General features: G+C 40.6%; 2 protein-coding genes. Both read left to right on the top strand.

The window, feature by feature from the left end; all coding sequences use genetic code 11:
• The first annotated feature begins 61 nt into the window (after positions 1-61).
• Positions 62-10,000, top strand: a complete 9,939-nt coding sequence (locus tag G9H60_RS11815; RefSeq protein ID WP_223144265.1) for an invasin domain 3-containing protein — start codon at positions 62-64, stop codon at positions 9,998-10,000.
• A gap of 380 nt (positions 10,001-10,380) precedes the next feature.
• The gene (locus G9H60_RS11820; protein ID WP_223144266.1) at positions 10,381-14,826 is read left to right on the top strand and encodes a T9SS type B sorting domain-containing protein; all 4,446 of its coding nucleotides are present in this window, start codon (positions 10,381-10,383) and stop codon (positions 14,824-14,826) included.
• The last annotated feature ends 198 nt before the right edge of the window (positions 14,827-15,024 follow it).

Consider the following 15,024-nt stretch of genomic DNA (forward strand, 5'->3'; position numbering starts at 1 on the left):
GAATGTAGGCACAGCGACGAGCATCAGCTTCAGCAATGGAGTAGCGACAGCTAGCTTGAACTTGTACCAAGTAGAATCAGCGGTATTGGCTGCCACGGATGGTAGCATATCAGCCGCAGGTTCAGATCGATTGACTGTAGCAGTTTCTGCAGGAAGCTTCTCAACTTTTGTAGTTACTATTAGTAGTCCGCAACAAAGTGGAACAGGATTTACTTTCGGTGGTACCAATACCTTGACTGCGAAAGATGCCTATGGAAATACAGTAACGACTTTTGATGCATCGGCGAACAATATCACAGTTACTAGTAGCCTTGTAGGTACTATTACTGGCTTATCAGGTACAAATAAATTGACAGGAGCTGGTGACTTTGTAAATGGTATAGCCAACATCAGTAATTTAACCTATACAGGAGCTGCTGGAGTTGGAACATTTACCTTTACTCCAGCGACAGGTACAGCGGCAACAAGTGCTAATGTAACAATCAGTGCTGGAGCTGTTACCAAGTTCATTGTAACTGGAACAGGTACACAGACAGCCGGTTCAAGCCAGAACATCACGATTATAGCGAAAGATGCAAGTGGCAATACGGCTACTGGATATACCGGAGCTAAGTCGATTACCTTCAGCGGAGCAAATGCATCCTCTAGTCCAGCTACTAACCCAACGGTAGCCGGAACCAACTTTGGTACAGCCACTAGCGTAACCTTCAGTAATGGAGTAGCGACTGTGAGCATGAGCTTATACAAAGTTGAGTCTGCCTCAGTGGTAGCAACCGATGGTTCAGTAACCACGAGTGGATCAGATCGTTTGAGTGTAACTGTGAGCCCAGCAACCTTCAGCAAATTAGCATTAAGCTTGGCAGGACCACAGACCAATGGAATTGCGTTCAGTGGCACGAATAGCTTAACAGCCTTGGATGCTTATGGCAACGTGGTAACAGGCTTTGATGCATCTGGTAATAATGTGACAGTAACGACAAGTTTAACAGGAAGTATTACAGGCTTATCGGGCACGAATAAATTAACTAGTGCAAGTGACTTTGTGAATGGAGTGGCGAACTTGACAAGCTTAGGCTTGAAGTTCACAGGAACAGTAGGTTCAGGAACTTTCACGTTCACTCCAGCAACAGGAACCGCAGTAACTAGTGGAAGTATTACCATAAACCCTGGTTCAGCTAATAGACTTGTAATTACTGGTACAGGCACTCAGACAGCAGGAGCAACACAAACGATTACGATCACAGCGAAAGATGCTAATGGAAATACGATAACATCATATGCTGGTGATAAAGCACTTACCTTCTCAGGTGCACTTAGTTCATTGAGTCCGGTAACTGCACCTAAGGTGACAGATAAAAATTCGAATCAAATTAGCTTAGGCTCAGCGGCAACCATCACATTTACGAATGGTGTGGCAACGACTAATCTGTCCTTGTATTTGGCAGAAACTGTGAATATTGCAGTTAGTGATGGAACCTTAACTGCATCAGGCGCTGATCGTTTGGCAGTTACAGTGGGAGTAGGTGCATTCAGTAAACTAGGATTAACCATGGCTGCGTCCCAATCTAGTGGAACAGCCTTTACGGGAACCAATACCTTAACTGCTTTAGATGCATATGGCAATACGGTTACAGGCTTTGATGCATCTAGCAATAATGTGACAGTAACGACAAGCTTAACAGGTAGCATTAGCGGCTTGTCGGGTACGAATAAATTATCGGCTGCTGGAGATTTTGTTAATGGTGTAGCTAACTTAAGTAGTTTAGGATTAACATTTACTGGAACTGCAGGAACAGGAACCTTTACCTTTAGCCCAGCTTCAGGTTTAGCTGTAACTAGTTCCAACGTAAGTATCAGTTCTGGTGCAGCTACACGTTTAGTAATTACTGGTGCATCATCAACTCAAACAGCGGGTGCAGCACAGTCCATTACCATCACGGCAAAAGATGCAAATGGAAATACGGTAACTTCCTTCACGGGCGATAAAACACTTGTATTCTCAGGAGCAAGCCTTTCACCTAATGGAAACTTTACTGCCAGTGCAAGCAATAAAACAGCAGTGGCTACCAATTTTGGTACAAATACTATTCTTACATTTAGTAATGGTGTCGCAAGCTCTAGTCTAATCGTTTATGCAGCCGAAACGGCTAATATTGCTGCAAGCACTGCTGGAATTACAGCTTCCGCGGGTTCAGATAGATTAACGGTAACAGTAAATGCTGGAGCGTTTAATCAATTAACCTTAAGTTTAGCTGCTTCGCAATCAAATGGTGTTGCTTGGACGGGTACGAATACTTTGACAGCAAAAGATACTTACGGAAATACGGTGACTAACTTTAATGCTAGTTCCAATGTAATCACAGTAAGTTCAAGCTTAACAGGTAGTATCACGGGATTGTCAGGTATCAATAAATTGAATGCTGCAAGTGATTTTGTGAATGGTGTAGCCAATTTAACTAGTCTAGGTATTGTTTACTCCGGTTTGGCTGGATCTGTGAACTTCACATTTACCCCAACTACAGGAACAGCAAGTACAGGCGGACCAGTGACCATTAATCCTGGTGCTTTAAATAAATTGATTATCACGGGAGCAAGTACCCAAGTGGCTGGTACGGCTCAAACCATTACTTTGACTGCCAAAGATTCTGGTGGAAATACCATTACAAGCTATACAGGTACGAAGAGCATAACCTTCTCAGGAGCTTCAGCTTCCACACTTCCAGTAACTAGTCCAACAGTTGCCGGTACCGCCTTTGGAACAGCTACTAGTGTCGTATTTACCAATGGTATCGCTACGGCAAGCATGAATTTGTTTAAAGCAGAAAATGCGATTGTTTCAGCAACCGACGGAAGTATTACTTCTACGGGTACGGATCGTTTGACCGTGAATGTAAGTACTGCTGTCTTTAACAAGTTGCAAGTGGCTTTAGCTAGTACACAAGCTAACGATGTCGCCTTTACAGGTACCAATACCTTGACGGCCATAGATGCCTACGGTAATACGGTAACTAGTTTTGATGCTTCTGCCAATAACATTACAGTGACCTCAAGTTTAACGGGAACGATCACCGGATTATCCGGCACGAATAAACTTGTCAATACGGGAGACTTCATTAATGGAGTGGCTAACTTGACGAATTTAGGATTGAAGTTTACAGGTACTGCCGGCACAGGAACATTCACATTCACTCCTGCAACGGGAACCGCTGTGACCAGTACAAACGTAAGCTTCACCAGCGGAAGTGCTACGAAATTCATAATCACAGGAGCAGCCAATCAAGTAGCAGGTGTGGCTCAAACCATCACCATCACAGCGAAAGATGCTAGTGGAAACACAGTAAGCTCTTACACTGGGGCTAAATTATTGACCTTCTCAGGAGCTAATCCTTCGACCAGTCCTGTGACTCCTGCTACTGTAGCTACTACAGATTTTGAAACAGAAACGTCCATCAACTTTAGTAGTGGTGTGGCAACAGCAAGTATGATTTTATATCAAGCTGAATCCGCTGTCGTGACGGTATCTGATGGAACTATTTCTGCAGAAGGAACAGATCGCTTAAGTGTGACAGTTGTCCCAGGAAGCTTTAGTAAGTTAGTTGTCAGCTTAGCAAGTCCTCAAAACAATGCAGAAACTTTCAAAGGCACGAATACATTAACGGCTAAAGATACTTATGGAAATACCGTAACAGGATTTAATGCTGCTACGAATAACATTACTGTTAGTGCTAGCTTGACTGGAACTATCAGTGGTTTATCGGGTACCAATAAATTAAATGCTGCCGCTGACTTTGTGAATGGTGTGGCTAACTTAACTAGCCTGGGTATGATTTACACAGGAAACCCAGGTACTGGTACATTTACCTTTACTCCAGCCTCGGGAACTGCTGTAACCAGTGGGAATATTCTAATCAATGGTGGTGAAGCGACTAAATTGGTCATTACTTCAGCTGCAACAACTGTAGCAGCGGGAGTAGCTCAAAGTATCACCATTACGGCTAAAGATAGTAATGGCAATACTTCGACGATTTATACAGGAACTAAGTCATTGATATTCTCGGGTGCTAATTCATCAGCTAGTCCGGTTACTTCACCTGTAGCCACCAACATTGCCTTCGGAACAGCCACTCCAGTCACATTTGTGAATGGTGTAGCTACCTTGAATGTTACCTTGTATAAAGCAGAGACAGCTTTACTTGCAGCTACTGATGGAACCATCACTAGTGCAGGTTCAGATCGTTTAAGTTTACCTGTGACAGCTGCTACATTCTCTAAATTGGCGGTGAGCTTAGCTTCCCCTCAAAATAGTGCAATCGCTTTCTCAGGAATTAATACCTTAACAGCATTAGATGCTTATGGAAACACTGTCACAGGGTTTAATGCATCTACCAATAATATTACCGTAACAAGCAGCTTAGCTGGTACCATCACAGGTTTATCTGGTACTAATAAATTAACAAGTGCGGCGGATTTTGTGGCTGGTGTTTCTACCTTAACAGGATTAACTTATTCAGGTGTAACAGGTACAGGAACATTTACCTTTACTCCAGCTACAGGAACAGCCATAAGCAGCAGTTCGATTGTCATTAATGCCAATGTAGCTAGTGCAGCTACGTCTACATTAACTCCAATAAGTGCTAGTTTAGTAGCTGGAGCTACTCCACAGACATTAACTGTAACGGCTAAAGATGCTTTAGGTAACGCCATTACTACAGGTGGAGCCACCGTTATTATCTCCAAATTGTCAGGTGTAGGAACAGTTTCTGCTGTAACAGATAATGCCAATGGAACTTACACAGCTACTGTAAGCTCATTAGTAGCTGGTACAGGAGTATTCGTAGCCACAATCAATGCAAATCCAGTATTGAGCGGTGCGGCTACTCAAACTCAAGCAAGCATTAGTTTTACAGTGGGTGCAGCCAATGCGACGGCTTCTACCTTAACTCCTAGTACGGCTAGTTTATTAGCAGATGGTAGTACACAAACATTGACTGTAACGGCCAAAGACTTAAATGGAAATACCATTACTACTGGTGGTGCTACTGTATTAATTACTAAATCTTCTGGAGTAGGAACAGTTTCTGCAGTAACAGATAATGGTAATGGTACTTATACCGCAACAGTGAGCTCTACCACACCTGGTACAGGCGTATTTGTGGCCAGCTTAAATGGTAACCCTGTATTAAGTGGAACAAGCAGTCAAACCACAGCAACGATCACGTTCAATGCAGGAGCAGCTACGAAATTGGTCATTACAGGTTCTGGAACACAAACTGCTGGTGGACAACAAATCATTACAATTACAGCTAGAGATGCTAGCGGAAATACGGCATTAGGATATACAGGATCTAAATTAGTAACATTCAGTGGTGCAACTAGCTCAGCTAGTCCAGTTACGGCTCCAACCATTGATGGTACCAATTTGGGTACAGCTACCAACTTAAACTTCACGTCTGGTGTAGCTACCGCAGTGATGAGATTGTACAAAGCTGAAACTGCAACAATCGCTGCATCTGAAGGAACCATCACAGCGAGTGGTTCTGACCGATTAACTGTGGCTGTAAGTGCAGCAAGTATGTCTAAGTTTGAGTTGAATTTGACTAGTCCTCAAATTGCCGGAGTGGCCTTTGTAGGAGTCAATACCCTTACAGCACAAGATGCCTTTGGTAATATCATTAGCAACTTCAATGCAAGCTCAAATAATGTGACAGTAACGACCAACTTGGTGGGCACTATCACAGGATTGTCAGGTACCAATAAATTGAACGCTGCGACTGATTTCGTAAATGGAGTAGCTAATTTAACTAGCCTAGGTTTAACCTACACAGGTGAAATCGGTGCAGGTACATTCACATTTACAGCATCTACGGGTGCGACAGTAACCAGTCCTAGTATCACCTTAAGTTCTGGTGAAGCAGCTAAAATTAAGTTAAGTACCATCGCGAATCATTCTGCAGGATTAACTCAAACAGTGACAGCTACCTTGGTAGATGTAACGAACAATCCTGTAAAAGCGACAGCAAATGGTGTGATTACTTTAACGGTTAAAACTGGTACAGGAACAATCTCAGGAACTGTTTCAGCTACCTTGTTGGCCGGTTCAAGCTCTGTGGATATCAGTGGATGGTCATATACGAAGAGTGAAACGGGGGTTGTATTATTAGCAACAGGTAGTGGATTGACTTCAAGCAATGTAACTGGTAAAACAGGTGAAAGCAATGCCTTTAATGTAACGGCTGGTGCTCCTGCGAAATTTATTATCACATCCAGTCAAACGACTGTTGAAGCAGGTTCTACTATTACGGTAACTGTGAAGGCCGTGGATTTATTTGACAACGTTGTGACGGATTTCACAGGGGATCAATTGATGCAGTTCTTGGGAGCTTCGCAGTCACCAAATAATTTATTCAATCCTCAAGTAGGAGCTACCCAGATCTCCACTTCGTCTATTCCAAGTGATGGCAAGACTCAAGCAAGAGTAGAGACTAGTAAGAAAACGACAAGCTCTACCGTGAATATTTTAAGTAACGCAACTGGTGGTGCAAGTTTAGGTTCTGTTAATACTGGAAACGCAAATGCTAGTGCTAACCAAACATTGAATGGTATGACTCCATTCGGTGCAAGTTTCACTGTGAAATTTGTCAACGGGGTGGCTACTTTACAATTGGTGTTATTCACAGCTGAAGTGGCCAACTTAGAAGCAAAAACTCCGACAGGATCGATTGTTACTAAGCCAGAAGATAAATTACCAGTAACGGTATTGCCTTCTACCTTCTCAACTTTGGAAGTGGAATTAGATCCACAACAAGAAGCAGGTAAGCCAATTACAGGTTCGATGACTGCCATTGATGATTACGGTAATACGGTAACTTCATTTAATGCGGCAACTAATCCGGTGAAAATTGTAGTGACCAATGTGTCTGGAACGACGAGTACAACACAAAGTACTTACGTGTTGTCAAAACCTACCGACTTTGTGAATGGGGTGGCAGACTTCTCTGTACTTGGAATTACGTACAAACAAGGAACTTCGGGATCAAGTAAATTTACCATTACACCAACAGAAGGAACTACTGTTCAAACTCCTGAAATCGTAGTAGTATCTGCTGATTCTGATGGCGATAGCGTATCGGATGAGCAAGAAATAACGGATAAGACAGACATGAATGATGGTTGTTCTTATTTGATGAGCTCATTCGTGATGTCGAAAACATCGTCAGCTTGGAAAGCGATGGATTGCGATGGTGACGGTTCTCCAAATGGAACGGATATTGAACCATCCAACGCTTGTTCAGGTGGTGTAGCAGGTTATATTCCTCCAAAAGGAAGTATTGGTTATGCCAAGTATTTTGCGGGAGATTGTGATAGCGACGGTATTTCTAATGAAATGGAATGTAACGGAGGATACCTAGGAACAGGTACATGCCAAGACTTTGATTCAGACGGAATTCCTAACTTCCTTGATCCAGATTCGGATAATGATGGAATTCTAGATATGATCGAGAAGAACGTGGATAGCGATGGGGATGGAGATGCCAACTACTTGGATTTAGATTCAGATAACGATGGTATTTTAGATACTCAAGAAAGATCAGTTGATACCGATGGAGATGGAATCATGAACTTCCTAGATGTGGATTCTGATAATGACGGAATTTTGGATGCTTGGGAAGGAACAGATAACAAACGTGGTACTATTGATGATAACTACGATGGACGTGTGGATAAAAATGGTGCTGCTCCAGATGTTAATGGAAACGGTTTGGCTGACTTCTTAGAAGGTAACCCTGCTCCAGTTCCAGATACAGATAAAGACGGATTGCCAGATTATATCGACTTAGATTCGGATGGTGATGGTATTGCGGATAAAATCGAATTAACCAATGACCCTGATAAAGACGGAAGACCAAACTACCGAGATAAAGATTCAGACGGAGATTGGTTAGGAGATAGCGATGAGCGCGATACCGATAACGATGGAGATCGTATACCAAATTACTTGGATGATGATTCCGACGGTGATGGTATTCCGGATGCTTGGGAAGGAAAAGATAAGTGTAGAGATTGCGATAATTCCAACGATGGAAATGACAATGGATGGGATGATCGTGGAGAATACAAAGCTGTGATGGATTCTGACAAAGACGGATCTCCAGACTTCTTAGACCTAGATTCAGATAATGACTGCATCCGTGATGGTGTTGAGGGTGGAGCTGATTGGGATCTAGACAAATTAGCCAACTTCCGTGATACAGATTCAGACGGAGATGGTATTTTGGATATCGTAGAAGTAGGAGATTGTGCTAAACCTTGGGATACAGACGGCGATGGTTTGAAAAACTTCGAGGATACAGATTCTGATGGTGATGGTATTCCTGATGCCGTTGAAGCAGGTAAAGATTTATCTAAACCAGTGGATACAGATGGTGATGGTATTCCTGATATGTTGGAATTGGATGCTGACAATGATACCATTCCAGATAAAGTGGAAGTAGGTGGCGACGTTTGGAAACCATTGGATTCTGATAAGGATGGTAAATATGACTTCCAAGATACAGATTCAGATAATGATACGGTATTGGATAAAATGGAGGTTGGTCCTAACCCTAACATGCCAAGAGATACAGACAAGGATGGTTTAGCTGACTTCCGTGATGTTGACTCTGATAATGACACCATGCCAGACGGAGTGGAAGTAGGTATCATCAACGATATACCTGTGGATACAGATAAAGATGGTTTAGCGGATATGTTGGATACGGATTCTGATAATGATACAATTCCAGATAGCGTAGAAGCAGGAAATATTCCATTAGTACCATTGGATTCTGATGGCGACTTATTCCCAGATTACCGTGACATTGATTCGGATAATGATGGTATGCTAGACAGTATTGAAGTTGGTGCTGATGTCAATAATCCATGGAATACAGATAGTGACCTTTTAGTGGATGGTACTCCGAAATATGATTACCGCGATACAGATTCCGACAATGACGGTATCCCAGATTTCATTGAGGCAGGTGCTAATCCATCGAAACCTCAGGATTCTGATGGAGATAATGTACCAGATTACCGTGAATTAGATGCGGATAATGATGGTATACCTGATAGTGTTGAGGCAGGTAAAGATCCAATGATTCCAGTAGATTCTGATAAAGATGGAAAAGCCAACTACACCGATGTGGATTCAGATAATGATACCATCTCAGATAAAATTGAAGCCGGTGATAGTCCAAAAGTGCCAGTAGATACAGATAAGGATGGCTTACCAGATTACTTGGATCTAGATACAGATTCGGATACCATTCCAGATATCGTGGAAGTAGGTTCAGATCCTAGTAGACCAGTAGATACCGACAAAGACGGATTGTATGATTTCCGTGATTTAGATTCAGATGCCGACGGTATTCCGGATAAGATGGAAGCAGGTTCTGATCCGAACAAACCTTCGGATACTGATTTAGATGGATTAGCAGATTACCGCGATACGGATTCCGATAATAACGGCATCTCGGATAAAGAGGAGGTTGGTCCAGATCCATTGCGTCCAATTGATACGGATGGTGACGGCGTACCAGATTACAAAGATCCAGATGATGATGGTGATAGCATCCCAGATAAGTTAGAGGATGACTTGAACTATGGCGCATTACCAGATTGCGATAAGGATGGTATTCCAAATAGTAAGGATAAGGATATTTGCGAACCATTTGTGACGCAAGGATTCTCGCCAAATGGAGATGGTATCAACGATAAGTTTGTGATTCCAGGAATCATGAGCATGCCAAGCCACCATTTAAGCATCTTTAACCGTTGGGGTAATATTGTTTACGAAACCGACAATTATAAAAATGATTGGGGTGGCGAGATACCAAAAGGCATAGGTGTCGTTCAAGGAGAAGGTACAATTACAGATGGTGTATATTTCTACGTCATCGACTTCAAAGGAGCGAAACCAAATATTCAATCATTCATTTATGTGAATAGATTGGATAAATAAAGAGATTGATTTGATGCCCTATACATCATTTCAATGAGAGGGAAACCTCTAAAACATTAGAACACGGATTGCAGAAAGTCGGGACTTTTTAAGTTTCGACTTTTTTATTGGTGAAATTTGAACCTTCAAAATGCTAGTAAAAAGAGAACAAATTTCTTGCCATTTCATAAGTATTTTTCCCATCAATATTTTGATATTTGCAGGGCAATGAATAATTGCTCATTTTAACCACTAATAGCCAAATCAAACACCCCAAGGTGCTAGGTTGGCGTATATAAAACATGTGTTCTAAAAAATTATCCGAGAGGGAAAGCGTTCGCTTTTTCTTTTCTAGTCGACAGACGTATCGTCTACTTATTTATTTTTTTCTTATGAGTTGTATGTTTTGGCCCTCAAAGGTCCAAGGCAAATCAATTTCATTTTCAACTTTTTCCTTGGCTAAAGAATGGAGGGAAAAGGATTATGCTTATTCTGAATCGAATCAAAAAAAACAATCAAGACTGGTGGGTGGTGCTACCCGACTGAAAATCACGGGGAATCTTACACAAGTAGCAGGAGAAACACAAACCATCACCATTTCTGCTTTAGATAATCAAGGGCATTTGGATGAAACATTTAATCAAACGTTACCACTAAAATTTTATGGAGCCAATCCTGTTGATTTTATTGATTCAACCAACTTACAATCACCTGGAGGTTCCGTTTTTAGGTATTCCATTGTTCCTAAAATAAATAATAAATCAATAGGACTAGATACTAGTGCCATTACCTTTAATCATGGTATTGCCCAAGTAGATATGCAATTGTTTAAAAATGAAGTGGCAACAATTAGGTTAGAAGATCTTGATAATACCTTAACCTGTCAAGGTTCTGACCAATTGACGGTAGATGTTAGATATGGAACTAAGCGTCAAATTAATATTCAAGGTAGATATAGGCAATATAATCGGATACCATTAGAAGGAAAGTATAAGCTGACCATTGTTGACCAGTATTATAATGTCATCAAGGATTTCGATCCCGTTAGTAATCCGGTAGGATTAAGATTAAGCAATTTGCCTGGAACATTTTATATTCCATCCGAACAAAGAAGCATTTTAAATAGAGCAAGCGATTTTCAGCAAGGGGTGGCTGATTTACAAGCATTAGGTTTTATTTATTCGGGAAAAGTTTCGTCAGGAGGGAACCTTCATGCTTTTTTTGAAAATAATCAATTAGATTCATATTCTATTCCGATTGTATTTTATGGGGGTAAGGGACAGACCTTGCAACTTAAAGTTGGAAGTAGTAATTCGATTACTAGAAATGCAGGATCAATAATAGCTATCTCTCTTAATTTTTTTGATGTAGATGGAAATCTTGCAGCTTATTCCTTGAATGGAACAGCTGAAAATGTGACGAGGGAAGCGGTTTTTCAAGCTAGTCCGCAAGCAGCTTTGACAGGTCAAATCCCAAAAATTGGTAATAAAAGCATAGGAGAAAAAATCGATGTATTATTTTCCCCTGGTGGAAATCAAAGTAGTAACCTAAATGCTCAATTTTATTTCCCAGAAACCCTTATTGTATCGGCCACTATGTGGTTGGCAGATGGTTCTCAAATATCGACTAATACGCCTACTGAAAAACTCCAAATTACCATTAATCCTGGAGTAGTAAATAAATTTCGACTCAACTTAACTAGCCCCCAAATCAGCGGTATTTCCTTTGTCAGTACCAATGAACTCACCGCTTTAGATGCATTTGATAATGTTGTGACCAGCTACAATGCAGCGATTACTAGCAATGCTGTATCCATCACTAGTTCGGGTTTGAATGGAGCCTCATCCTTGACTTTGGGTGGGAATGTATTGAATCGTTCCACGGATTTTGTCAACGGAGTGGCTAATTTAAGCAATTTGGGACTCAAGTTTGTAGGAGATGAAGGAGCAGGAATCTATACTTTCAGAAAACAATCTGGAAATATTTCAGTGAGTGCCCCTATGACTATTTTACCAGGGGATCGAGATAATGATAATTTAAACGATACCTATGAGCGGGGCGGAAACCTTCTAGCTTTGCAAGACATTGACAGCGATGGAGATGGTATACCTGATTATTTGGATGCTGATTCAGATTTGGATGGAATTTCGGATAGAATGGAATTAGGCAATGATACTGACAGCGATGGTATTCCCAATTATTTAGATAGCGATTCAGACAATGATGGCATACCAGATCAAGTAGAAAGTAATCAAGATAATGATGGAGATGGAATAGCCAATTACCAAGACTTAGATTCCGATAATGATGGAATTTTGGATGGGAAAGAAGGACATGGTGATAAGGACCAAGATGGAAAACTCAATTTTTTGGATGCAGATTCGGATAATGATGGTATTCTAGATGTGTGGGAGGCTGTGGATATCAATCGAGGAACCATAGATCAGAATTATGACGGGAAAGTCGATATTGGAGGAGTATTCCAAGATAGCAATGGAAATGGAATCGGGGATATGTTGGAAATAGGTATTGGAGGTAAACCTGCTAATCTACCAGATACTGACAAGGATGGTATTCCTGATTATTGGGATGAGGATTCAGATGGAGATTCATTGTTAGATCGGATTGAGCTTACTTCCGATCCCGATGGTGATGGCATTCCCAATTACCGAGATTTGGATTCAGATGGGGATTGGTTAGGTGATAGCGATGAGCGAGATGGCGATAATGACTTAGATGGGAAGTTCAATTTCTTAGACGATGATTCGGATAATGATGGCATTCCAGATGCATGGGAAGGGAAAACCAAATGTGCAACATGTCAGTCCTTACAAGATGAAAATGGAGATGGCTGGGATGATCGAGGACAATACATGCCGGTTATTGATACAGATAAAGATGGACAAGCCGATTATTTGGATGCAGATTCGGATAACGATACAATTCCCGATCGAGTGGAATTAGGGGCTGATTTTGATGGAGATGAATTGGCCAATTTTAGAGATTTGGATTCAGATAATGATGGTATTTTAGACCAAATGGAAGTTGGAAGTGATGTATATCATCCTCGAGATTCAGATCGGGATGGTTTAGCAGATTTTGAAGATGCTGATTCAGACAATGATGGTTTATTGGATATTATTGAAGTTGGAAAAGATTCAAACCATCCTGTAGACTTTGACCTGGATGGAGTTCCTGATTACATCGATGTGGATGCGGATGGTGATGGTATTTTGGATGTAAATGAAGTGGGAAACAATCCCGTATCTCCTGTGGATTCCGATCAAGATGGAAGCCCAGATTATTTGGATATGGACTCAGATAATGATGGTATTGTAGATGCTGTAGAAAAAGGTGCAAATTCTGGAAAGCCAATGGATAGTGATTTAGATACGATTCCAGACTTTAGAGATTTGGATTCTGACCAGGATGGTATTCCTGATAAATTGGAAGCAGGGAAAAATCCGAGTAATCCTGTTGATACCGATGCCGATGGAATAGCCAATTATTTGGATGTAGATTCTGATAATGATGGACGCTGGGATAATCTAGAAGCGGGCAAGGTTACTACTAATCCATTAGATACCGATGCAGACGGATTCTTTGATTATGAAGAAATAGACGCAGATAATGATTTTATTAAGGACAGTATTGAATATGCAGGCGACCCTATTAATCCAGTTGATACTGATGCCGATGGATCATTTGATTACTTGGATTTGGATTCAGACAATGACGGTATTCCAGATAAAATAGAAGTAGGATCTAAGCCAAGTGAACCTATAGATTCAGATTCTGATGGTAAAATGGATTTCCGAGATGAAGATTCCGATGGAGACCAAATTTCGGATGCCATCGAAGCTGGCTTAGATCCTAGTCGCCCAATTGATACCGATGGAGATGGAATTCTCAATTATTTGGATTTAGATTCTGATAATGATGGATATGTAGATTCACTCGAACGTGGACCACAAGGTATACCCATTGATTTTGACCAAGATGGCTTAGCTGACTACATAGACTTAGATTCAGATAATGATAAAATTTCAGATAAAATCGAGGTTCAACCTTTTAGTTTAGGAAAGGCTACAGATACAGATAAAGACGTTAAACCTGATTACCAGGATCTAGATTCAGACAATGATACCATACTAGATTTTATGGAATTAGGACCTAATTTCAATCTGCCAATGGATTCAGATCAAGATGGAATTCCAGATTTTAGAGATGTAGATTCTGATGGAGATGGAATACCTGATAAAATGGAAGTTGGAAAAAATCCCCTTAAACCATTGGACTCCGATAAAGATGGGATTCCTGATTTTCAAGATATGGATTCAGATAATAATGGAGTCAATGACAGGGAAGAAGTAGGACCTGATCCAAGTAATCCTCTGGACACCGATAAGGATGGAATATTTAATTATTTGGATTCAGATGATGATGGAGATGGCTTATTGGACTATTTAGAAAATGATATCAATTTTGGAGGAATAACTGATTGTGATCATGATGGAATACCTAATCAATTGGATAGTGATATTTGCGATACTTACCTAACAAATGGTTTTTCACCCAATGGTGATGGTACGAATGATACATTTGTTATACCAGGTATCATGAATTTACCCAACCACCACATAAGCATTTTTAATCGCTGGGGGAATTTGGTATATGAAACGGATAATTATAAAAATGATTGGGATGGCGTGTCCAATAATGCAGACGCCCTATTAACGATGGATGGTAAAATAGTGGATGGTATTTATTATTATATCATTGATTTTGGAAATGTTCGGCCCATGATTCAATCCTATTTGTACATAAATCGATTGAAGAATAATTAGTATACAAGTGGTTTTATTAGTTAGGTTATAAAAAAGCGAGCGATGTTTATTGCTCGTTTTTTTTTGTAGTTTAAATTTTACTTTTAAAACGAGAACATATTTTGCTTTTAATTGAATATATTTTCATATTTTTTTTGTAATTAGATATTCAAATTTTATAAATAATTCCCTGTGTTAGAATGGTTCTAGTATTTCTAG

Source organism: Aquirufa aurantiipilula, from assembly GCF_019923745.1.
GTDB lineage: Bacteria > Bacteroidota > Bacteroidia > Cytophagales > Spirosomataceae > Aquirufa > Aquirufa aurantiipilula.

Coding starts and splice junctions, on each gene's coding strand:
- G9H60_RS11820 (WP_223144266.1), top strand. CDS start 10,381: ATGTTTTGGCCCTCAAAGGTCCAAGGCAAATCAATTTCATTTTCAACT.